The following is a 21,491-nucleotide window of genomic DNA, read 5'->3' on the forward strand; positions in this document are numbered from 1 at the left end:
AGCGAAGCGAGTAGCTCTGTCCCCAACTGACTAGGAACTGATTTATGAAGCGCACCTTCCAGATTTACCGCTACGACCCGGACAAGGACGCCAAGCCCTACATGCAGACCCTCGAGGTCGAGCTGGACGGCTCCGAGCGCATGCTGCTGGACGCCTTGAACAAGCTCAAGGCCGTCGACCCCAGCCTGTCCTTCCGCCGCTCCTGCCGCGAAGGCGTCTGCGGCTCGGACGCGATGAACATCAACGGTAAGAACGGCCTGGCCTGCCTGACGAACATGCGCACGCTGCCCGGCGTGATCGTGCTCAAGCCGCTGCCGGGGCTGCCCGTCGTGCGCGACCTGATCGTCGACATGACGCAGTTCTTCAAGCAGTACCACTCGATCAAGCCGTACCTCGTCAACGACAACATCCCGCCCGAGACCGAGCGGCTGCAGTCGCCCGAGGAGCGTGACGAGCTCAACGGCCTGTACGAATGCATCCTGTGCGCGAGCTGCTCCACGAGCTGCCCGAGCTTCTGGTGGAACCCGGACAAGTTCGTCGGCCCGGCCGGTCTGCTGCAGGCCTACCGCTTCATCGCCGACAGCCGCGACGAAGCCACCGCCGAGCGCCTGGACAACCTCGAAGACCCGTACCGCCTGTTCCGCTGCCACACCATCATGAACTGCGTGGACGTCTGCCCCAAGGGCCTGAACCCCACGAAGGCCATCGGCAAGATCAAGGAATTGATGGTCCGCCGCGCGGTCTGACGAATGGCTGAAGCAGTAGAGGCCCCAATCGCTGAAATGATCGACGAACGCGCGCTGTCCAAGCTGCGCTGGCGCTGCCGTCGGGGCCTGCTCGAGAACGATCTGCTCATCGAGCGCTTCTTCAATCGTCATCCAGAGGGCATCAGCGTCAGCCATGCTGACGGCCTGACTGCGCTGATGGACCTGGCCGACAACGACCTTCTCGACCTGTTACTGCGCCGCAAAGAGCCCAGTGGTGAAATCGACACCACTGCCGTGCGTGGCGTGCTCGCCGAACTGCGCACCTGAACCAGTTTTTCAAAGCCTCAAAGGACTGCACCATGACCCCGTCCGACGTGAAAGCCACCCTGTCGTTCTCCGACGGCAGCCCCTCGATGGACCTGCCCCTGTACAAGGGCAGCATCGGCCCGGATGTCATCGACATCCGCAAGCTCTACGCACAGACCGGCAAGTTCACGTACGACCCCGGCTTCCTGTCGACGGCGTCGTGCAACTCGACCATCACCTACATCGACGGCGACAAGGGCGAGCTGCTGTACCGCGGCTACCCCATCGACCAGCTCGCGGTGAACTGCGACTACCTCGAGACCTGCTACCTGCTGCTGTACGGAGAGCTGCCCAACGAGACGCAGAAGGCCAACTTCGAAGACCGTGTGATGCACCACACCATGGTCAACGAGCAGATGCAGTTCTTCCTGCGCGGCTTCCGCCGTGACGCCCACCCGATGGCCGTCATGACGGGCCTGGTCAGTGCCCTGTCGGCCTTCTATCACGACAGCACCGACATCAATAACCCCGAGCACCGCGAGATCGCGGCGATCCGCCTGATCGCCAAGATGCCCACGCTCGTGGCCATGGCCTACAAGTACACCATCGGCCAGCCGTACATCTACCCGAAGAACGATCTCAGCTACGCCGGCAACTTCATGCGCATGATGTTCGCCACGCCGTGCGAGGGCTACGAGCCCAACCCGGTGCTGGTGCGTGCGATGGACCGCATCTTCACGCTGCACGCCGACCACGAGCAGAACGCCTCCACCTCCACCGTGCGCCTGTGCGGTTCGTCGGGCACCAACCCGTTCGCGGCCATCGCAGCCGGCGTGGCCTGCCTGTGGGGCCCCGCTCACGGCGGCGCCAACGAGGCGGCGCTGAACATGCTGGGCGACATCCAGAAGCAGGGCGGCGTCGCCCGCATCGGCGAGTTCGTCAACAAGGTCAAGGACAAGAACTCCGGCGTCAAGCTGATGGGTTTCGGTCACCGTGTCTACAAGAACTACGACCCGCGCGCCAAGCTGATGCGCGAGACCTGCCACGAAGTGCTGAGCGAACTGGGCCTGGAAAACGACCCGCTGTTCGAACTGGCCATGAAGCTCGAAAAGATCGCGCTGGAAGACGAGTACTTCGTCGCCCGCAAGCTCTACCCGAACGTCGACTTCTACTCGGGCATCGTGCAGCGCGCCATCGGCATCCCGGTGCCGCTGTTCACCGCCATCTTCGCGCTGGCCCGCACGGTCGGCTGGATCGCCCAGCTCAATGAGATGATCGGCGACCCCGAGTACAAGATCGGCCGCCCGCGCCAGCTCTTCGTCGGCGCCACGCCGCGCGACGTCAAGCCCATCGCTCAACGTTGATGGTCGGCTGATCGGCTCACGCTTCACGCGAACCCCTCGGTTTCCCCCGAGGGGTTCTTTCATTTCGGAGACCTGATGTCCGCACCTGAGATCCTCGTCCTCGGCAGCGTCAACCGCGACCTCATCGTGCATGCGCCCCGGCTACCCCTGCCGGGTGAGACGTTGCGCGGCCAGCGGTTTGGGTCCTGCCTGGGCGGCAAGGGCGCCAACCAGGCGGTGGCAGCGGCGCGGCTGGGTGCTCGGGTGGCTCTGGCTGCCCGTGTCGGCTTGCTGGAGAACGGCGCGGGCATGGTGGAGCAGCTGAAAGGCGAGGGCGTGGATACGACTGCCATTGCCCAGCCGGCCAACGAGGTGCCCGGCGTTGCGCTCATCGTCGTCGGCGCCGAGGACGCCGAGAACCAGATCGTCACCGTCGCCGGCTCCAACGGCACGCTGCCGCTCGAGCAGGTCGAGGCGCTGAACCTGGTTGGCCTGCGCTGGCTGGTGGCCCAGCAGGAGCTTCCGCTGCAGAGCATTGCCCGTGCCTTCGAGCGTGCCCGTGCGGCTGGCGTGAAGACCGTCCTGAACGCCGCGCCCTTCCGCGCGGGCTGCGAGGCGCTCTTGCCCCTCGTCGATCTGCTCGTCGTCAATGAGCTTGAAGCCCAGGCCCTGGTCACGACGCTGGGTGGCGGTGCGGCCGAACCGGAGGCGCTGGCCCAGGCTCTGCGCGCCAAGGGACCGGCGGCCGTGCTCGTGTCGCTCGGCGCCGAAGGCCTGTGCTGGGTCGATGCCGAAGGCACCCGCCGCGTGCCGGCCCGCAAGGTGAAGGCTGTCGATACCGTCGGCGCTGGCGATACCCTCGTCGGTGCACTCATCACCGCGCTGGCCGAAGGCCAGCCCATTGAGAAGGCGCTCGCCTTCGCCCAGGCCGCCGCGGCGCTCGCCGTGTCGCGTGCCGGCGTGCAGGATGCGATGCCGCGCCGCGCCGAAGTCGAGCAACTGCTCGCCGAATCGAACTGAATCCCACAAGGAGAACAAGATGACCCAGACCCTGCTGCTGCCCCGTTGGCTCCTGACGATGAAGTCCGGCGAAGGCGTGCTCGACAACCATGCGCTGCTGATCGACGGCGAGCGCATTGCCGCTGTGGGCCCGCGTGCCGATCTGCTGGCCCAGTACCCGCAAGCCGAGCGCGTCGAACTGCCCGAGCAGATCCTGATCCCCGGCCTCATCAACGGCCATGCGCACTCGGCCATGACGCTGCTGCGCGGCGTGGCCGACGACGTGCCGCTGATGGACTGGCTGCAGAACCACATCTGGCCGCTGGAGAAGCGCTGGGTCAGCGAAGAGTGGACGTATCTCGGCTCCAAGCTCGCGGCCGCCGAAGGCCTGCGCAGCGGCACGACGTACATCAACGACATGTACTTCTTCCCGACCGCGATGGCCCGTGCCGCCGTGGATTCGGGCGTGCGTGCTGCCGTGTCGATGAACGTCATCGACTTCCCGACCGGCTACGCGAGCGGCCCGGACGACTACATCGCCAAGGGCATCGCCGCCTACGAGCAGTACAAGGGCGAGAAGCTGCTGGACTGGACCAGCGCGCCGCACGCGCCCTACACGGTGTCGGACGAGACCTTCATCAAGCTGCGCGACCTCGCCGAGAAGCTGGACATCCAGATGCACTGCCACATCCACGAGACGGCGGGCGAGGTTAGCGATGGCATCAAGGCGCACGGCGTGCGCCCGATCGAGCGGCTGGACAAGCTGGGCCTGTTCAACGAACGCATGATCGCCGTGCACATGGTTCACCTGAACGAGGCCGAGATCGAGCTGATGGCGAAGAAGGGCGTGCACCTGGTGCACAACCCCAACTCCAACCTCAAGCTGGCCTCGGGCGTGATGCCGCTGAAGGCTCTGGAAGCCGCTGGCGTCAACACCATCCTCGGCACCGACGGCGCCGCGTCCAACAACCGCCTGGACATGTTCGGCGAGATCCGCTCGGCTGCCCTGCTGGCCAAGGGCATCACCGGCGACCCAACCGTAGCCACGGCACGCACGGCGCTGGAGATGGCCACCATCCGCGCCGCCAAGGCCATGGGCCGCGCCGATGACCTCGGCTCGCTGGAAGTTGGCAAGCTGGCCGACGTCGTGGCCGTGTCGCTGGACAACATCGAGTGCCAGCCGGTCTACAACGCCGCCGCCCAGCTCGTCTACGTGGCTGGCCGCGAGCAGGTCAGCAACGTGTGGGTGGGTGGCCGGCAGGTGCTCAAGGAGCGCCAGCCGACCACCATCGACGTGCCCGCGCTGCTGGCCGAGGTCCGCGACGTCGTCGGCCGCATGCAGGCGGGCTGACAACGCGCATTTGAGCCTTGCGGGCCGAGCGCCGGGCCGCTCCCAAGCCGGCCCGCCTGGCGATGTGCTTGCGGCTCAATGCCGCAAGCATCGCCGTCCCCTCGGGGGACGAGGGGCTCAGAAAGCCACTCGAGCTCCCACGCGGTACTGGCGGCCCAGCACGTCGTACAAGAAGGGGTTGATGCCGTAGCCCGTGCCTGTCTGCGGCGCGGCCACGGGGTCAACGTCCGTCAGGTTATCGATCTTGAAGTAAACCGACAGGTTCTTCGAGACCTTGTACGAGCCGCCGATGTCCCAGTAGAAGGCGCCCTTCATCTGGTTGTTCAGGATGGTCGGGTGGACGACGGTGGAGGTCGGGCAGTTGGTCTGGCACTCGATGTACTCGTTGCTGTAGACGCCCTTGCTGATCCAGCGCTGCGAGACCGTGAAGCTGGCGGCATCGGTGTCCCACGACTGCGAGAACTGGCCCTTCCACTTCGGCGTATTGCCGAGGTTCACGCCGGCCGCCTCGCTCGGGATGGTGCCGACCACGCCCGAGTTGGTCACGAAGGTGTTGGTGTGCGTGGCCAGGCCGCGCAGCGTGAGGTTGCCTGGCAGGCCCAGGCCATTCAGGTTGAACCGGTAGACGCCTTCCAGGTCGAAGCCCTTGTTGCGCATGGAGGCGAGATTGAAGGCCTGCAGCGTCACGAACTTGGTCGCGCTGGTGAGGTCCATCGCCGCGCAGATCTCCTGGTTGCCGGCCACACAGAGGTCCACCTCCTGCTGTGCGTTGAGCGAGGAGATGACGTCCTTGACCTTGATGTCGAAGTAGTCGATGGAAGCGCTGAAGCCGGGTGCCCACTTCGGCTGGGCCAGCACGATGCCGAAGGTAGTGTTGCGCGCGATCTCGGGGCGCAGGTTGGTGTTGCCGATGGTGCGCTGCTGAACGGTCAGCGTCGTGCCCTGGTAGTTGACGGTGTTGTTGACGACCAGGGGTGCCGCGAAGAGCTCGCTGAGGTTGGGCGCGCGCACGTCCTGCGAGGTGACGGCGCGCAGGCGCAGGCCGTCGATGGCGGTCTTCCAGGTGGTGCCGGCCTTCCAGGCGTTGACGCCGCCCGAGGTGCTGTAGCGCGTGTGGCGGCCCGCGACGTTGAAGTTGGCTTCGCCCAGGCTCTCCGACTTGAACAGCGGCACATTCAGCTCGAGGAAGCCTTCCTTCACGTTGTAGCCGCCCTCGGCGTTGTGATAGTTGCCGGCATACCAGTTGTTGCCGATGCTGGTGTTGAGCAGCGGGTCGGCCGGGTACTCGGGCGTGTTGGGGCTGGCGGCTGACACGCCGTTGCCGTAGGGGTCGCCCTTGACGTAGTACTGCTCCCTGCGCGCTTCGGCACCAAAGGCCACGGCCACCGGGCCGGCCCACAGCGAGAAGGGCTCGCCGTTGATGGCGAAGCTGGCGACGGACTGGCGCTGGCGCGAGTGCTGGTGCGGGCCGTTGGCGGGCTCGATGTAAGCCATGGCCGCCGGGTTGGCCGGCACGTCGCCAATGATGTTCAGCGGCACGCAGCCCGCCGCCACGGCCGCCGGGTTGCGGCAGATGATGGTGTTGTTAGGCCCGCGGATGGCGTCGATGGCGGCGTTGTAGCGGGCGTTGAGCGACATGTTCGCCACGCTGATGTCGATGGTGTTCTGGCCGTGCGCCGCGTAGGCGTCATAGGTCCAGGCTTTGCCGAAGGCGTCGAACTTGCCGTTGGCACCCAGCACCAAGCGCGCCTGGGTGCGCACCGGGTTCACCTCGATGTCCTTGGGGAACACGGCGTTGGACGTGCCGTACTTGAAGCTGGTGATGTTGTTGGTCACGCACAGCGCCTGGATGGAGGCGGGCACGAAGGGGTTGTCGCACTGGATGGTGAGGTTGTCGTTCTTGGCCGCGCCGGGGTTGGGCGTGAAGCGCGAGTCGACCTTGCCGTAGTTGAAGGTGAAGAACAGCTCGTGGTCGTCGCTCAGCTCGTAGCTGCCGCGCGTGTAGGCCACCTGGCGCTCCATGTTCATGCCCAGCGTCGTGCCGCCGCCCACCGTGCCGGCCAGGTCGCCGCCCACGCAGAAAGGCGTGACGCAGCCCGTCACGGCACCGGTGCCCGTGGGCACACCGTTGGAGCCGTAGTTGAACTTGAAGGGCACGCCGTCCTTGCCGAAGGCCGTGCCCTGCAGCGGGCCGTTGGTGATGAGGCCGTACTTGGCGTACTGGAACTGCTGCGCGTTCTCGATGAAGGTGTACTGCGGCTTGCCGTCGGTGGTCTGGCCGATGGGGCGCACCTGGAAGGCCGGGTTCTTGAACCAGTCGCGGCCGTTGGCACCCGCGCCGCCGAAGCGAGGGGAGGGCACGCCCTTTTCGCGGCTGTACTCGGCACTGGCCGTCAGGTGGGCGCGGCCGTCCAGGAAGCCGCTGCCCCAGGCGGCCTGGAGCGTGGCGTTCTTGTCATCGTGGTAGTTGGTCTGGCCGGCTTCGACATTGGCCTTGAAGCCGGTGAAGCGCTTGTCGGTGATGAAGTTCACCACGCCGCCGACGGCGTCCGAACCGTAGGACGCCGACGCACCGCCGGTCACCACGTCCACCTGCTTGACGAGCAGCTGCGGGAACTGGCTCACGTCGGTCACGCCCGTGACGTTGGCGCCAACGACGCGCTGGCCGTCCAGCAGCGTCAGCGTGCGGATGGGGCCGAGGCCGCGCAGGCTCAGCGAGCTCAGACCCTGGATGCCGCTGCTGGTGCTGTTGGTGCTGGTGGTGCGGCCGGTGCTGCCTTGCAGCGCGGGCAGTTCGGCCAGCGCGTTGAAGAGGTTGGGCTTGGCGACCTTTTCCAGGTCGGCGGCCACCATGCGCGTCGTCGGCGTGGGCTGGGTGAAGCCGCGCGCAGAGATGCGCGAGCCCGACACCACCACCGTGTTCAGCACGTTGGAGCCGCTGCTGGCGGCGTCTGGCTGGGCTTCGGCAGCTGGCGGGGTGGCATCGGCTGTCTGCGCCTGGGCCGACAGGGCCAGGCCGGCGCAGGCGGCCAGCGCCGCGAGGTGGATGAGGGTCTTGTGGCCGGGTGTCGTCATGGATGTCTCCTGGTTTGGCAGCCTGTGGCGCTGCTCTGTGGTTCGGCGGTGAGCGGTGATGCGGCGACTTGTGATCGCCGGCTTTGGATTGCGCTATCCAATGAAATCAAAAAAAACGGAGCGGTCTCTTTCAGAATTTGCAGACAACACCGTTTTGCCAGTCCGAACGGCGCGTCTGTCGATACGCTGTTCATGGCTGGATTGCGCTATCCTAGAACTCGAATCACCTCGCCGGTATGGGGGATACTATGTAGCCATGCCAAGCCGCAAGCCCGCCTCCGCCGCCCCAGAACGACGCACGCGGGCCACCGGCCGGGTAACGCTGGCCGACGTGGCGCAGGCGGCAGGCGTCAGCCCCATCACCGTGTCCCGCGCGTTGCGCGGCGAGCGGGCCGTGGCCCCGGATCTCTGCGATCGTGTCCAGGCCGCCGCCGCTGCCCTGGGCTATGTGCCCGACCCGGCCGCACGGGCCTTGGCCTCCAGCCGCAGCTCACACGTGGCGGTGCTCATCCCCAAGTTGAGCAACACCTTGTTCGTGGAGCTGCTGGACGCGGTGCAGAACAGCCTGGTGCCGGCCGGCTACCAGACGCTGATCGGTGTCACCCACTACGACGCGGGCGAGGAGGAGGCCGTGCTGCGCAGCTTCCTGGCCCACCGGCCGGCCGGCCTCATCGTCACCGGGCGCGATCACAGCACGGCGTCCGCCGCGCTCATCGAGGCCAGCGGCGTGCCGTGCGTGCACGTCATGGAGGTGGCGGCGGAGCGGGGCACGCACAGCGTGGGTTTCTCCCAGCGGGAAGCCGGGCGGTCCATCACGCAGCATCTGATCGAGACCGGCCGGCGCCACGTCGTCTACGTGGCCGCCCAGCTCGACCCCCGCACCCTGGAGCGTGGCCAGGGCTATGAAGCCGCCCTGGTGCAGGCGGGCTTGGGCGACCGTGTGCGCAAGGTGCTGAGCGCCGAGCCCTCGTCCATGGCCCTGGGTGGCGCCATGCTGGAGCGCGTGCTACGCGAGGCGCCCGACACCGACGCCATCTTCTTCTGCAACGACGACCTGGCCCAGGGCGCGCTGCTGGCGGCGCTTCGCCTGGGTGTGGCCGTGCCCAGCCGCGTGGCGGTGGCGGGCTTCAACGACCTGCCGGGCAGCGACCAGATGGTGCCGCCGCTCACCACCGTGGCCACGCCACGCCGCGAGATCGGCGAGCAGGCCGCGCAGATGCTGATGAAGCTGATGCGGGGCCAGTCGGTCGAGCAGCCGAACCTGGACCTGGGCTTTCAGCTGGTGCGGCGCCAGAGCACCTAGGAGCCTGTGCGACAGAGGGCAGGCTCCTAGGGCAGCTCGACATCCAGGCGGTACTCGCGCCCGGCCTCGATGCCGCGCACCAGGCCGTCGGCCAGCGGCTGGCCATCCAGAAGCACGCTAGCCGTGCCCGTGCGGCGCACCTGCAGCTTGAAGCGCGCGCCGCGGAACTCGCGTTCGGCGTTGAGGTGCTTCCATCCATCGGGCAACTGCGGCCTCACCAGCAGCCCCTCGGCATGCCCGCGCAGGCCGCACAGGCCTTCGACGACGCTGCGATAGGCCCAGGCGGCCGTGCCGGTGTTGAAGAGCTGGCTGGACCGCCCCGCCGTGCGCGGGTATTGCTGGTGCGCGCCGCGGTAGTAGTTCGGGATGAAGACGGGCAGCTGGCCGCGCTGCAGCACGTCGGCTGGGTCGGGCCCGGGGAGCATGCGCCGCAGCGCGCGCCAGGCGCGGTCGCCCTCGCTGCTGTCGTAAAGAGCGTGCACGTAGAAGCTGGCCGCGTGGTTGTAGACGGCACCGTTCTCGGCCGAGCCCGGGTGCTTCTGCGTGACGCGGCCCACGTCGTCGCGCATGCGGGAGTAGGGCGGGGCGAACATCGCAACGCCGTGGGGCGTGTCGAGCTGTTCGTCGATGGCGGCGAGCATCTTCACGCGCTGCGCCTCGCTCGCGGCGCCGCTGAGCATGGCCCAGGACTGCGGGTTGAGGTAGATGCGGCCCTCGGTGTCGGCGCTGACGCCGAAGACAACATCGTCGTCCGTGATGCCGCGCGCGAACCAGTCACCGTCCCACAGGTGGCGGTTGGCGGCGTCGTTGAGCTCCAGCGCGGCGGCTCGCCAGCGCGTGGCCGCGTCGGCGCGCCCGGCATCCAAGCTGATGCCGGCCCACAGCTTCATCGCGTAGCCAGCGGCCACGGTGAGCCAGCCGGACACGCCGCGGCCCTTGTAGCCCACCATGTTCATCGGGTCGCACCAGTCGCCCTGGGCGATGAAGCTCAGGCCGCGCGCGTCGCGGTCTTGCTGCAGCCAGGCCATGGCGGCATCCAGCCGCTGGGCCACGGTGAGTTCATTCACCACGACGTCCAGCAGCGCGAAGTCGCCCGTCTCGTCCAGATAGGCCTGCAGGCACACGGGCAGCCACACGCAGTGGTCGGTGTGCGGCACCTGGTTGATGTACTTCAGCTCGGCGCCTTCGATCAGCAGGATGCCGTCGGGCATGGAGCCGTTGGCCGCCTGCTGGCCCAGTGCATGCAGCAGCGCCCCGCGCGTGACGCTCGGCGCGATGTAGGCCATGCCGAGGTTGTCCTGCAGGTAGTTGCGCGTCTGCGGGTCGGTGCTGAGCCGGTTCACGTCGCCGTGATAGAAAACCTGGCGCGGCAGCCAGTGGTTCACGAAGCGGTCGAAGTCGGCGTCCGGCGTCTCGATGCGCAGGCAGCCGCGGCCGCTGTCGATGTAGGCGGCGTAGGCCGCGCGGGTGCGGGCGAATCCGGCTTCGCTGAGGTAGGTGTCGCGCACCTGCGCGATCTCGGCGTCGTCAAGCGCCGGGCCGAACAGGAAGCGGTAGGTCTCGCTGTCGTTGGGCTGCAGCGTCAACCGGTACTGCACGCAGGCGGCGGGCGTCTCGTAGCGGGCATCGCCACCGGCCAGTTGCTCGGCCTGCAGCGCGCTCGGCCGGTGCAAGCCACCTTCGCCTTCAAACGCGGATTGGCTGGCTTCCCAGGCATCGGGTGCTTGCTCGCAAAGGAAGTAGGTCTTGTCCTTGAGCTGCTGGTTCTTGAAGTAATCCGCCACCTTCTGGTAGGGCGTGACGCTGCTGGCCACGATGCCGCCGAGGTCAGCACGGTACTCGGCCGACTGGTTCATCCACGACATGTAGCCGATGGGGAAGTACGGCACGACGCTGATGCGCCGCGGCCGGCCGGACAGGTTGGTAACGCGCAGGGCCCACAGCTCGACGACGTCGTCGGTCGGCAGGCCCAGCGTCATCTCCACGCGCAGGCCGAGGTGCTCCACCGTCCAGCTCAGGTCATGCCGGCCGACGACGAAGCTGAAGGTGTCCACTGCCGCGCGCACGGGCTCGTAGGGCGCCGAGAACAGCTCGCCCGTGTCTTCGTCCTTCACGTAGACGAAGCGGCCGGGGTGGTGGGCGTAGTAGGCCTGCTCCGGCTGCATGAAGGTCTTGGCCTCCAGGTTGGGCGCGTGCGCGTACTTGGCCGGTTCGGGCTGCATGAACTGCGCGGTGGCATAGCCGCGGCAGGTGACCTGGATCATCATGCGGCGGTTCCAGAGGAAGCCGCCGGCCTGGGGCAGGGCAGTGGGGCTGGTGAGCTCGCAGCGCTCGCCGCCATCGAGGTGACGCAGCATGGGGTTCAGGGCGTTGAAGTTGAGGATTTGCGCTCGGCCAGATCGGCCTGGATGCGCGCCATGGTCGGGTTGTCCAACGTGTAGAAGGCCATGATGGCCGCGGCCAGTAACGTGAAGCCTGCCGGGATCACGGACATCAGCCAGACGATGCCGGCCTGGGATTCAGTCGACTGCACGACGTTGGGCACATAGCCCAGGGCCGTGAACAGCGTGCCGATGACGCCGACCGCGACCGCGGTGCCAAGCTTCTGCGCGAAGGAGCTGGCCGCGAAGGTCATGCCCGTGGCGCGGCGGCCGTTGCGCCATTCGTTGTAGTCGGCCGAGTCGGCCAGCATGGCAAACGACAGCGGCGACTTCGGCCCCAGGCACAGGCCCAGCGCAATCTGCAGCGCGTACATCAGCGCGATCTGATCACTGGGCACGAACAGGAAAGCCGTTGACAGCACGGTGGAGGCGAGCATCAAGCCGATCAGCAGTTTGCGCTTGTCGATGAAGCGCGTGAGCAGCGGCGTGCACGCCGTGCCCGCGGCCGCGGCCAGCAGGTAGGCCGGCATGAAGGTGGCCAGCAACTCGGGCCGGTTGACCACGTACTTGAAGTAGTAGGCCGCGCTGGTCATGCGCAGCGTGATGCTGAGCATGATGATCAGCGCGAGGAAGAACAGCAGGATCCAGGGCAGGTTGCTGCGCAGGTCGGCCAGGTCCTGGCGCACGGTGGAGGGCTCGGCCTGCACGGGCTGCACGCGCTCGGTCGTCGAGCTGAAGGTGAAGACGAAGATCAGCGCGGCGGCAATGCCCCAGAACACCATGGTGAGCGTCCAGCCCAGCGCGTGGTCGGCACCGCCGAACCAGCTCACCAGCCGTGGCGACACGGCCGTGACGATGGTGCCGCCTGCGAAGCCGCAGACGAAGCGGGACGCGTTGATCGCGTTGCGCTCCCTCGCGTCGCCCGAGATCACCCCCGACAAGGCGCTGTAGGGCAGGTTGACGCTGGTGTAGATCGTCATCAGGAGCAGGTAGGTCACGTAGGCCCACACGAGCTTGCCAGTGGGGCCGAAGTCGGGCGTGGAATACGTCAGCACGCCGATCACGGCCAACGGCAGCGGCATGAACAGCAGATAGGGCCGGAACTTGCCCCAGCGCGTCTGCGTGCGGTCGGCGAAGGCGCCGATCATGGGGTCGGTGAAGGCGTTGAAGATCTTGACGACGAACAGCATCGTGGCCGCCGCGCCCGCCGTGATGCCGAACACGTCGGTGTAGAAGATCAGCAGGAAGGTCGAGATGTTGGTCCAGTAGAAGTTGAACCCCATGTCGCCCAGGCCGTAGCCGACGATCTCGCGCTTGGTGAGAGGCTTGGCGCTCATGAGGTGCCGATCAGCCAGTTGCAGACATCGGCTTCCAGCACGTCCAGCGGCTGGAGCGCGTCCAGCTGCAGCACACCGGGCTCGCCCACCGGTGACTCCAGCGTCTCGAACTGGCTGTCGACCAGGCTGACGGCAAAGAAGTGGGCGCCGCGCGTCAGCACGCGCCGGCAGGCCTCGGATTTGGCGATGCTCAGGAAGGCGAAGCGCAGCCCGGGCGAGGCGCGGCGGAGTTGTTCACGGTAGCTGCGCTTGAGCGCCGAACAGGCCACCACCACGCCGCCGGGGTGCTGCTGCAGCTGCGCGCACAGGCTCGCCAGCCAGCTTTCACGGTCGTCATCGTTCAGGGCCACGCCTTGCGCCATCTTGGCGCGGCTGGACTCGCTGTGGAAGTGATCGCCTTCCACCAGGACTCGACCCATCCGGTCGGCCAGGGCGGCTGCAAGCGTGGACTTGCCGCAGCCAGCGACGCCCATGACGATGAGGGAATCGGGCGCATAGTGGGTCATGGACGGGCGAGATGGAGACGTCAGGGCAGGAAGCAGTTCCAGGCGGGCGGGGCCAAATGATCGCCCGCCGCTTGGTCTTGATTGGATAGCGCTATCCTAATCGGCCGAATTGAATAGCGCGCTCCGTAGTTCCCCGCAATGCACCGCCTGGCGGCGCTGCGCTGGCCGGGTTCAGTCTCCTTTGAAACCCGTGGCTTTGACGACCGCCGCCCAGCGGGCCGCTTCGGCGCGCACCGTGCGCTCGGCCTCGGTGCGGGTGGTGCCGGTGACGGTGAAGCCGCTTTCCTGCAGCTTCTGACGCACGTCCGGCGACTTCACGGCCGCAGCGATCTGGATGGCGAGCAGGTCTTGCGCGGTGATCGGCGTGCCGGTCGGCACGAAGACGGCGAACCAGGCGGAGAAGTCGACCTTGGGCAGGCCCGCCTCGGTGAAGGTGGGCACGTCGGGCAGCAGGGACGAGCGTGACGGAGCGGTGGTGGCGAGCGCGCGCATCTTGCCGGCCTTGATCTGTGCGGCGCCCAGTGCCGTCGTCACGAAGGCGGCCTGTACGTCACCCGCGACGATGGCGGTCACCGCGTCGCCGGTGGCGCGGAAGTGGATGGGCTCGATCTTGAAGCCGGCCTGCTCGGCGAGCATCTCGGCGCCGAAGTGGCCGGGTGTGCCAGCGCCGAAGGTCGCGAAGTTCAACCGGTCAGGCTTGGCCTTCGCCGCCTTGATGAGGTCGGCCACCGTCTGCGACGGCGACGCGACCGGCACCACCAGCACGAAGTCTGACCGCACGACCTCCGACAGTACGGCCAGTTCCTTCGCTGGGTCGTAGGGCAGCTTGCCGAAGGCCGGCGGGGCGATGCTGATGGAGCCGACTTCGCCGAGCAGCAGGCTGTAGCCGTCGGCCGGGCTCTTGGCCACCGCCTGTGCGGCGATCTGCCCGCCGGCGCCGGCGCGGTTGTCGATGACGATGTTCTGCTTCAAGGCGTCGCCCAGCTTCTGGCCGAGCAGCCGCGCCACTACATCCGGCCCGGTGCCGGGCGGGAAACCGACGACCAGCTTCAGCGGCCGGTCTGGAAAGCTCTGGGCTGCGGCGGGCAGTGGCAGGCCGGCGGCCAGCAGGGTCGCGCAGGCAACGTTCAGCAGGGCGTGGCGGCGGCGCAGCGTCATGGGCTTTTCTCCGGTCATGTGGCCGGGCAGTGTGCGGCGCAGGGCCTGGCGGCGCTGTCATCCGAGAGGCCGACAGCGGCTCAATGCCGGGGCAGGAAGGCCGCGAACAGCTCGCTCTTGAAGTGCATGCCCAGCCGTACGAACGCGCGGGCGCGGTAGGTCTTGACGGTCGCCAGGCTCAGGCCCAGGTCGGCGGCAATGCCGTCGTAGCTCCAGCCGCGCAGCAGCCGCTCGCAGACGTCGAGCTCGCGTTCGGTCAACGCGGGGCAGCGCAGGCTCAGCGCATGGCGCGCGTGCGCCGTGACCGCAGGCGCGGCGACTACGGTCAGGCGGAGGTGCCGCTGGACGGCGGCGAGCAGCACGGGTGCTGCTTCGGCGAAGCCGGCCACCTCGCCGTCGCTGAAGCTGCCCTGGTGCTGGTGGTGGTAGAGGTTGACGGCGAGCAGTGAGTGATCGGACGCTCGTTGCACCACCGACAGCCGCTCCAGCACGCCGTGCCGGCGATAGATGGCTTCGCGGTGGTCGCGCGTCGGCGCATCGTCGGCATGCATGCGCAGCACGGCGGCATGGCCTGGGGCGACGTCGTCGAAGCTGCGGTCGCGGCGGTACAGGCCGTCGAGGTAGGCCGCGAAGCATTCGCGGGTGGTGTCGGCCACGCCGACGCTGGCGGACAGATGCAGCACCGGCACAGCGGCCGGCCGCAGTTCGTAGACCGCCCAGGAGGCCGCGCGCAGATGCGCTGTGTTGAGGCCGTGCAAGGCGGATGCCGCGAAGCCGGGCTCGCCGATATCGCCGACCACCGCGGCCAGCGCCGAGCCCATCGAGGCGCGTGTGGCATCGGCGGGCGAGGGCAGGGAGCAGAGCTTCATCGATGGCGCTGGGTGAGGGCGGGGCGTCATCTTCTGGGATGACGGCTGGCCAGCGCGACAGCAGGCACGCTTGCGGGCATGCTAGGCCGCAGTGCCACCCTGTCCATAGCGACTGACCCGATCGACCGATGACCGACCCCCTTCCCGCACCGCCCCTGCTGCTGCCGATGACGCGCGTGACCTGCCGAGTGGGCGCGCTCGTGACGCTTGGCCAGGCCAAGTACGGCGAACGGCGTTATGTGCCGCTGGCTGGCGGCACGGTCCGTGGCGCGGAGTTGAATGGGGAGGTCGTCGAGGGCGGCGTCGACTGGCAGGTCCACCGCGCCGATGGCGTGCTCGACATCGCAGCGCATTACGTGATCCGGGCCACCGACGGCGCGTTGATCGAGGTGCAGAGCGACGGCATGCGCCACGCCGCGCCTGACGTGATGTCCGCGCTCGCTCGCAGCGAGGCCGTGCCGCGCGAGGCCTATTACTTCCGTACCGTGATGCGTTTCCAGACTGGCGCGCCGGCCTGGCTGCACCTGAACAAGGTGCTGGCGCTGGCCTGTGGAGAGCGTCTGGCTGACCGGGTGGTGCTGGACGTCTACCGGGTGACATGACCGCGCCGTGCGCTGGCCTTGGGTGCGGTCGCGGCCTGTGGTGAGAGCCCTCAGTAGAATCCCGGGTGCCCGTACGCCGTCCCTTGCCCCGGGACGGTGCCTCCAGAGAAACGCGTGCCCTGCGCCGCGCCCAGCTTCCCCGGATCCCCATGGCCCTGACCCCGCATCTGACCCATTTCGAGGGCGGCAACGCCCTTTCCGATTTCCGCGCCCAGGCCTTGCTGGCCAGGCTGCAAGAGGTCAGCGGCCGAATCACTGGCATCAGTGCCCGCGCGGTGCATTGGGTCTGGACGGACGGTCCCCTGGACGGCGAAACCCGCGAGCGCTTCGCCGCGCTGTTGACCTACGGCGAGCCGGCGGCGGCGGACGGGCAAGGCGACCTCGTGGTCGTCACGCCGCGCTTCGGCACGGTCAGCCCCTGGGCCTCCAAGGCCACCGACATCGCGCGCAACTGCGGGCTGGTGCTGAAGCGCGTCGAGCGGGTCGTCGAGTACCGCGTCACGACCAAGAGCGGCCTGCTCGGTGGCGCCAAGCCGCTGAGCGCCGACGAGCTGAACGCCTGTGCCTCGCTGCTGCACGACCGCATGACCGAGTCGGCCTGCTTCAAGCGTGAGGACACCACCCACCTGTTCGACGAGCGCACGGCCGAGCCGCTGGCGCATGTCGACGTGCTGGGCCAGGGCCGTGCGGCGCTGGAGAAGGCCAACGTCGAGTTCGGCCTGGCGCTGTCCGCCGACGAGATCGACTACCTCGACACCAACTTCAGGAAGCTCGGCCGCAACCCCAGCGACGTCGAGCTGATGATGTTCGCCCAGGCCAACAGCGAGCACTGCCGGCACAAGATCTTCAACGCGAGCTTCATCGTCGACGGCGAGGCCCAGCCGCTGAGCCTGTTCGGCATGATCCGCAACACCGAGAAACTCAACCCGCAGCACACGGTCATCGCCTACTCGGACAACGCCGCCGTCATGGAAGGCCACGCCATCCAGCGCTGGATGGCCGCCGACGCGCCGGGCTCGGCCTACACGGCCCGCGCCGAGCAGGCCGAGGTGCTGATGAAGGTGGAGACGCACAACCACCCCACCGCCATCTCGCCCTTCCCGGGCGCGTCCACGGGCGCTGGTGGCGAGATCCGTGACGAAGGCGCCACGGGCCGCGGCTCCAAGCCCAAGGCGGGCCTGACGGGCTTCTCGGTCTCCAACCTGCATCTGCCGGGCCCGGCGGAATCCTGGGAGCGTGACCCGGTGGGCAAGCCGGCGCATATCGCGTCTGCGCTGCAGATCATGATCGAAGGCCCGCTGGGTGGCGCGGCCTTCAACAACGAGTTCGGCCGGCCCAACCTGGCGGGCTATTTCCGCGTCTTCGAGCAGACGGTGGACGGCGTGCGCCGGGGCTATCACAAGCCCATCATGATCGCCGGCGGCCTGGGCCAGATCCGGTCGGACCTGACCAAGAAGATCGAGTTCCCCGCTGGCAGCCTGCTGGTGCAGCTGGGCGGCCCGGGCATGCGCATCGGCATGGGCGGCAGCGCGGCCAGCTCGATGGCGGCGGGCACGAACACTGCGGACCTGGACTTCGACTCCGTGCAGCGCGGCAACCCCGAGATCGAGCGGCGCGCGCAGGAGGTCATCAACCACTGCTGGGGCCTGGGTGCCGAGAACCCGGTGCTGGCCATCCACGACGTGGGCGCGGGCGGCATCTCCAACGCCTTCCCCGAGCTGGTGAACGACGCCGGCCGCGGCGCGCGCTTCGACCTCCGCAAGGTGCCGCTGGAGGAGTCGGGCCTGGCGCCGAAGGAAATCTGGTGCAACGAGAGTCAGGAGCGTTATGTGCTGGCCATCGCGCCGGGCAGCCTGGACCGCTTCGCGGCCATGTGCGCGCGTGAACGCTGCCCCTTCGCCGTCGTCGGCGTCGTGACCGAAGCGCGTGATCTGAAGCTCGTCGACGAGCAGTCCGGCGACGACCACCCCATCGACATGCCGATGGACGTGCTGCTGGGCAAGCCGCCCAAGATGCAGCGCGACGTGACCCGCGTGGCCCGTGATGGCGGCGCGCTGGACCTGTCTGGCGTCAAGCTGGAGCAGGCCGCTTTCGACGTGCTGCGCCACCCGACCGTGGCCAGCAAGCGCTTCCTCGTCACCATCGGCGACCGCACGGTGGGTGGCCTGAACCACCGCGACCAGATGGTCGGCCCCTGGCAGGTGCCGGTGGCGGACTGCGCCGTCACGCTGGCCGACTTCAACGGCTTTGCCGGCGAGGCCATGAGCATGGGCGAGCGCACGCCGCTGGCCTCCGTCAACGCGCCGGCCTCGGGCCGCATGGCCGTGGCCGAAGCCATCACCAACCTGCTGGCCGCGCCCATCGAGCTGCCTCGCGTGAAGCTCAGCGCCAACTGGATGGCCGCCTGCGGCGAAGCGGGTGAAGACGCCGCGCTGTTCGACACCGTCAAGGCCGTGGGCATGGAGCTGTGCCCGGCGCTGGGCGTGTCCATCCCGGTCGGCAAGGACTCCTTGTCGATGCGCACCAAGTGGGATGGCAACCAGGTCACTGCGCCGGTGTCGCTGATCGTCACCGCCTTCGCCAGCATCGCCGATGTGCGCGGCACGCTGACGCCAGAACTGCAGCGCGAGGACTCAGCGTTGATCCTCATCGACCTGGGTCAAGGCAAGCACCGCATGGCGGGCTCGATCCTGGCGCAGACGCTGAACCAGTTTGGCGCCGATGTGCCGGACCTGGACGAGCCCCAACTGCTGGTGTCGCTGGTCAACGCGATCAACGAACTGCGTGCTGCGGGCAAGCTGCTGGCCTATCACGACCGTTCTGACGGCGGCCTCTGGGCGGCGGCCTGCGAGATGGCCTTTGCCGGCCAGCAGGGCCTGAGCCTGAACGTGGACATGCTGGTCACCGAAGGCGACGGCATCAGCGACAGCCGCGCCGACATGGGTGACTCCAAGAACTGGGCCACGCAGGTCAGCGCCCGCCGCGAGGAGCTGACGCTGCGGGCGCTGTTCAACGAGGAGCTGGGCGCGCTGATCCAGGTGCGCGCGGCCGACCGTGATGCCGTCATGCAGGTGCTGCGCGCGCATGGCCTGTCCAAGCATTCGCACGTCGTTGCCAAGCCCAATGCAGCGCGGCAGGTGGAAGTCTGGCGCGACGCGAAGAAGGTCTTCGGTGCCGACCTTACCCGCCTCCAGCAGACCTGGGACGAGGTGTCGTGGCGCATTGCGCAGCTGCGCGACAACCCGGCCGGCGCGGACGCGGAACATGCGGCCGCCGGCAAGGCCGACGACCCGGGCCTGCATGTCCACCTGACGTTCGCGCCCGAGGCGCCTTTCGTCAGCACCGGCGCGAAGCCGAAGGTCGCCATCCTGCGCGAGCAGGGCGTCAACTCGCACATCGAGATGTCCTATGCGATGGCGCAGGGCGGCTTCGACAGCTTCGACGTGCACATGAGCGACCTGCACTCCGGCGCGGTCAAGCTGGACGGCTTTGCGGCCTTCGTCGCCTGCGGGGGCTTCAGCTATGGCGACACGCTGGGTGCCGGCGAAGGCTGGGCGCGCAGCATCATGTTCAACCCGGTGCTGGCCGAGCAGTTCCGCGCCTTCTTCGCGCGACAGGACACGCTGGCCCTGGGCGTTTGCAACGGTTGCCAGATGTTGGCCGCGCTCGCGCCCATCATCCCGGGCGCCGACGCCTGGCCGCGCTTCACGCGCAACCAGAGCGAGCAATTCGAAGCGCGGCTGTCGCTGGTGGAAGTGCTGGAGTCACCCAGCGTGTTCTTCCAGGGCATGGCTGGCAGCCGCCTGCCCATCGCCGTCGCGCACGGCGAGGGCTTTGCCAACTTCGCGCGCCAGGGCGACGCAGCCAAGGTTATTCAGGCGATGCGCTTTGTCGACAACCAGGGCCAGGCGACCGAGGCCTACCCGTTCAACCCCAACGGGAGCCCGGGCGGCTTGACGTCGGTGACGACGCCGGACGGCCGCTTTACGGCGCTGATGCCGCACCCGGAGCGCGTGTTCCGCAATGTGCAGATGAGCTGGACCTCGGGCGACCGCGCGCTGCACAGCCCGTGGCTGCGGATGTTCCAGAACGCGCGCAAGGCGCTCGGTTAAGCGGCGTCCACTTCGAGCAGCAGCCGGTCGAGGCCCTCTTCGGTGCCGCGCCGGCGCTGCTCAAGATCCTGGTGACCGTCGAGGTAGGCAAGTTGCTCGGTGAGCTTCAGCGTCGAACCTGAAGCGCTGTCTGAGAACTCCACCGTGACGAGCGAGGCGGACAGGGCCTTGCCGTTCGCAGCCATCGAGTACGCGAAGACGATGCGCGCGTTCGTCACGATGTCGAGGAAGACCTTGTCGACGGCGAGCTTCGTCCCGTCCGGCAACTGGCTGCGGTAGATCTCCTGTCCGCCGGGCCGGAAGTCCATGCTGAACTCGGTCGCGTTCATCTCGGCATGGCAGTCGTTCCAGCGCAGCTTGGTCGCCGGGTCGGCCCAGGCGGCGAACACGCGGGCGGCCGAGGCCTTGAAGCGCCGCTCCAGCACGAAGCTGGTATGGGCGGCGGAGGTCGTCGTCATGGCTTGTCCTGTTCCGAGAGAAGAGCGTCGAGGGCGTCGAACTGGCGGTGCCACATCGCCTTGCGCTGGGCCACCCAATCCTCCAAGCCATTGAAGGCATCCGGCGCGATGCGGTAGGTGCGCACGCGGCCGGCCTTGTCCGACTGCACGAGGCCGCCGGCCTCCAGCGCTGCAAGGTGCTTGAGCGCCGAGGGCAGGGCGATGGACAGCGGCTTGGCCAGGTCCGACACCGAGGCAGGCCCGCGGGCGAGCCGGTCGACCATCGCGCGGCGGTTGCCGTCGGCCAGCGCGGCAAACAGCCGGTCCAGCCCTTCAGCCGAGGAAGCGTGCGGGGAGGGCATGGCGCAGCGGGTAGTACTGGAACACGGGGCGCGCCTCGACGATGCAGCGCCAGACCGAGGGGCGGGCCAGCAGGCGCTCGAAATAGGCGCTGAGCCGTGCGTGCTCCGGTGAGAACGGCCGGACCACCGCGGCGTAGAACAGCGCCGGTGCAGCCGCGCAATCGGCCATCGTGAACGCATCGCCCGTTGCCCAGGTGCGCTCGCCCAGGCGGCGTTCGATCAGGTCGTAGGCCATGCCGAGGTTGTCGACCGAGGTAGTCATCGCGCGGGCATCGCGCTCGGTCTCGGGGCGCAGCACCTGGCCGATGTAGCGCTGCATCGGGTCCATCACGTAGAGGTCGAAGACGCGGTCCCAGAGGCGCACTTCCAGCTGCGCGTCGAAGTCATCCGGCAGCAGGCGCACCTGGCCCGGCTGGCGACGGTCGAGGTATTCGATCTGGATCGAGGTTTCCGGCACCACCCGTTCGCCGTCGACCAGCAGCGGGATCTTGGCGGTTGGCCACAGCGCCGCGTAGGCCGCGCGCGCGGCGGGGTCGCCAAGGTTGACAAGCCGTGGCTCGAAAGGCGCGCCGTTCTCGTACAGCGCGATCAGGACCTTCCAGCAGTAGGAAGACAGCGGGTGGTAGTGCAGCGTCAGGGCCAT

At 68.0% G+C, this 21,491-nt stretch carries 17 protein-coding genes; 8 read left to right on the plus strand and 9 right to left on the minus strand.

From position 1 onward, the window contains the following. Positions 1–44 precede the first annotated feature (44 nt). The 5 genes from AC07V5_RS22465 to AC07V5_RS22485 all read left to right on the plus strand — a co-directional run bounded on the left by AC07V5_RS22465 (position 45) and on the right by AC07V5_RS22485 (position 4,706). A complete protein-coding gene (locus AC07V5_RS22465) occupies positions 45–746 on the plus strand; it encodes a succinate dehydrogenase iron-sulfur subunit (RefSeq protein ID WP_495117928.1) in 702 nt (233 codons plus the stop codon). A 3-nt stretch (positions 747–749) separates the two neighbouring features. After that, the gene (locus AC07V5_RS22470) at positions 750–1,034 is read left to right on the plus strand and encodes an FAD assembly factor SdhE (RefSeq protein ID WP_495117929.1); all 285 of its coding nucleotides are present in this window, start codon (positions 750–752) and stop codon (positions 1,032–1,034) included. 32 nt (positions 1,035–1,066) lie between these two features. Next, the gene (gene gltA / locus AC07V5_RS22475) at positions 1,067–2,377 is read left to right on the plus strand and encodes a citrate synthase (protein WP_495117930.1); all 1,311 of its coding nucleotides are present in this window, start codon (positions 1,067–1,069) and stop codon (positions 2,375–2,377) included. A 75-nt stretch (positions 2,378–2,452) separates the two neighbouring features. Further along, positions 2,453–3,376, plus strand: coding sequence for a ribokinase (locus AC07V5_RS22480; RefSeq protein WP_495117931.1), 924 nt, complete (start codon positions 2,453–2,455; stop codon positions 3,374–3,376). 19 nt (positions 3,377–3,395) lie between these two features. Next, complete coding sequence (locus tag AC07V5_RS22485; RefSeq protein WP_495117932.1) at positions 3,396–4,706, plus strand: TRZ/ATZ family hydrolase; 1,311 nt, start codon at positions 3,396–3,398, stop codon at positions 4,704–4,706. 117 nt (positions 4,707–4,823) lie between these two features. Here AC07V5_RS22485 and AC07V5_RS22490 read toward each other — a convergent pair whose 3' ends face one another. Beyond that, positions 4,824–7,781, minus strand: a complete 2,958-nt coding sequence (locus AC07V5_RS22490) for a TonB-dependent receptor plug domain-containing protein (protein ID WP_495117933.1) — start codon at positions 7,779–7,781, stop codon at positions 4,824–4,826. Between the two features lie 256 nt (positions 7,782–8,037). Here AC07V5_RS22490 and gntR point away from each other — a divergent pair, with 256 nt between their 5' ends. Next, the gene (gene gntR, locus AC07V5_RS22495) at positions 8,038–9,084 is read left to right on the plus strand and encodes an HTH-type transcriptional regulator GntR (protein WP_495117934.1); all 1,047 of its coding nucleotides are present in this window, start codon (positions 8,038–8,040) and stop codon (positions 9,082–9,084) included. Positions 9,085–9,110: 26 nt separating this feature from the next. Here the strand turns inward: gntR and AC07V5_RS22500 are convergent, their stop codons facing one another. The 5 genes from AC07V5_RS22500 to AC07V5_RS22520 form a co-directional block, all read right to left on the minus strand. Beyond that, on the minus strand, positions 9,111–11,441 hold the full coding sequence (locus AC07V5_RS22500; protein ID WP_495117935.1) for a GH36-type glycosyl hydrolase domain-containing protein: 2,331 nt from the start codon (positions 11,439–11,441) through the stop codon (positions 9,111–9,113). 5 nt (positions 11,442–11,446) lie between these two features. After that, entirely contained in the window at positions 11,447–12,802 is a 1,356-nt protein-coding gene (locus AC07V5_RS22505) for an MFS transporter (protein WP_495117936.1), read from the minus strand. Continuing rightward, complete coding sequence (locus tag AC07V5_RS22510) at positions 12,799–13,308, minus strand: gluconokinase (protein ID WP_495117937.1); 510 nt, start codon at positions 13,306–13,308, stop codon at positions 12,799–12,801. The genes AC07V5_RS22505 and AC07V5_RS22510 overlap by 4 nt, the downstream gene beginning before the upstream one ends. Before the next feature lie 171 nt (positions 13,309–13,479). Then, the gene (locus AC07V5_RS22515) at positions 13,480–14,466 is read right to left on the minus strand and encodes a Bug family tripartite tricarboxylate transporter substrate binding protein (RefSeq protein ID WP_495117938.1); all 987 of its coding nucleotides are present in this window, start codon (positions 14,464–14,466) and stop codon (positions 13,480–13,482) included. A gap of 80 nt (positions 14,467–14,546) precedes the next feature. Continuing rightward, the gene (locus AC07V5_RS22520) at positions 14,547–15,335 is read right to left on the minus strand and encodes a helix-turn-helix transcriptional regulator (protein WP_495117939.1); all 789 of its coding nucleotides are present in this window, start codon (positions 15,333–15,335) and stop codon (positions 14,547–14,549) included. Positions 15,336–15,463: 128 nt separating this feature from the next. On the opposite strand from AC07V5_RS22520, the gene AC07V5_RS22525 reads away from it, so the two are divergent. Then, on the plus strand, positions 15,464–15,937 hold the full coding sequence (locus AC07V5_RS22525; protein WP_495117940.1) for a DUF3237 domain-containing protein: 474 nt from the start codon (positions 15,464–15,466) through the stop codon (positions 15,935–15,937). Positions 15,938–16,086: 149 nt separating this feature from the next. Then, complete coding sequence (gene purL / locus AC07V5_RS22530; protein ID WP_495117941.1) at positions 16,087–20,049, plus strand: phosphoribosylformylglycinamidine synthase; 3,963 nt, start codon at positions 16,087–16,089, stop codon at positions 20,047–20,049. Here purL and AC07V5_RS22535 read toward each other — a convergent pair. The 3 genes from AC07V5_RS22535 to AC07V5_RS22545 are packed head-to-tail and all read right to left on the minus strand — an operon-like array spanning position 20,046 to position 21,491. Then, complete coding sequence (locus AC07V5_RS22535) at positions 20,046–20,507, minus strand: SRPBCC family protein (protein ID WP_495117942.1); 462 nt, start codon at positions 20,505–20,507, stop codon at positions 20,046–20,048. The genes purL and AC07V5_RS22535 overlap by 4 nt on opposite strands. Then, positions 20,504–20,848, minus strand: coding sequence for an ArsR/SmtB family transcription factor (locus AC07V5_RS22540; protein ID WP_495117943.1), 345 nt, complete (start codon positions 20,846–20,848; stop codon positions 20,504–20,506). Before AC07V5_RS22540 ends, AC07V5_RS22535 begins: the two co-directional genes overlap by 4 nt. Further along, entirely contained in the window at positions 20,820–21,491 is a 672-nt protein-coding gene (locus tag AC07V5_RS22545) for a glutathione S-transferase family protein (RefSeq protein WP_495117944.1), read from the minus strand. Before AC07V5_RS22545 ends, AC07V5_RS22540 begins: the two co-directional genes overlap by 29 nt.

Source organism: Roseateles sp. GW821-FHT02E12 (assembly GCF_059421665.1).

Bases quoted from the DNA above. Each gene is read 5' to 3' on its own strand.
- AC07V5_RS22465 (WP_495117928.1), top strand. From the start codon at position 45: ATGAAGCGCACCTTCCAGATTTACCGCTACGACCCGGACAAGGACGCC.
- AC07V5_RS22490 (WP_495117933.1), bottom strand. From the start codon at position 7,781: ATGACGACACCCGGCCACAAGACCCTCATCCACCTCGCGGCGCTGGCC.
- gltA (WP_495117930.1), top strand. From the start codon at position 1,067: ATGACCCCGTCCGACGTGAAAGCCACCCTGTCGTTCTCCGACGGCAGC.
- AC07V5_RS22515 (WP_495117938.1), bottom strand. From the start codon at position 14,466: ATGACGCTGCGCCGCCGCCACGCCCTGCTGAACGTTGCCTGCGCGACC.
- purL (WP_495117941.1), top strand. From the start codon at position 16,087: ATGGCCCTGACCCCGCATCTGACCCATTTCGAGGGCGGCAACGCCCTT.
- AC07V5_RS22480 (WP_495117931.1), top strand. From the start codon at position 2,453: ATGTCCGCACCTGAGATCCTCGTCCTCGGCAGCGTCAACCGCGACCTC.
- gntR (WP_495117934.1), top strand. From the start codon at position 8,038: ATGCCAAGCCGCAAGCCCGCCTCCGCCGCCCCAGAACGACGCACGCGG.
- AC07V5_RS22510 (WP_495117937.1), bottom strand. From the start codon at position 13,308: ATGACCCACTATGCGCCCGATTCCCTCATCGTCATGGGCGTCGCTGGC.
- AC07V5_RS22520 (WP_495117939.1), bottom strand. From the start codon at position 15,335: ATGAAGCTCTGCTCCCTGCCCTCGCCCGCCGATGCCACACGCGCCTCG.
- AC07V5_RS22535 (WP_495117942.1), bottom strand. From the start codon at position 20,507: ATGACGACGACCTCCGCCGCCCATACCAGCTTCGTGCTGGAGCGGCGC.
- AC07V5_RS22485 (WP_495117932.1), top strand. From the start codon at position 3,396: ATGACCCAGACCCTGCTGCTGCCCCGTTGGCTCCTGACGATGAAGTCC.
- AC07V5_RS22525 (WP_495117940.1), top strand. From the start codon at position 15,464: ATGACCGACCCCCTTCCCGCACCGCCCCTGCTGCTGCCGATGACGCGC.
- AC07V5_RS22505 (WP_495117936.1), bottom strand. From the start codon at position 12,802: ATGAGCGCCAAGCCTCTCACCAAGCGCGAGATCGTCGGCTACGGCCTG.
- AC07V5_RS22470 (WP_495117929.1), top strand. From the start codon at position 750: ATGGCTGAAGCAGTAGAGGCCCCAATCGCTGAAATGATCGACGAACGC.
- AC07V5_RS22545 (WP_495117944.1), bottom strand. From the start codon at position 21,491: ATGGCCCTGACGCTGCACTACCACCCGCTGTCTTCCTACTGCTGGAAG.
- AC07V5_RS22540 (WP_495117943.1), bottom strand. From the start codon at position 20,848: ATGCCCTCCCCGCACGCTTCCTCGGCTGAAGGGCTGGACCGGCTGTTT.
- AC07V5_RS22500 (WP_495117935.1), bottom strand. From the start codon at position 11,441: ATGCTGCGTCACCTCGATGGCGGCGAGCGCTGCGAGCTCACCAGCCCC.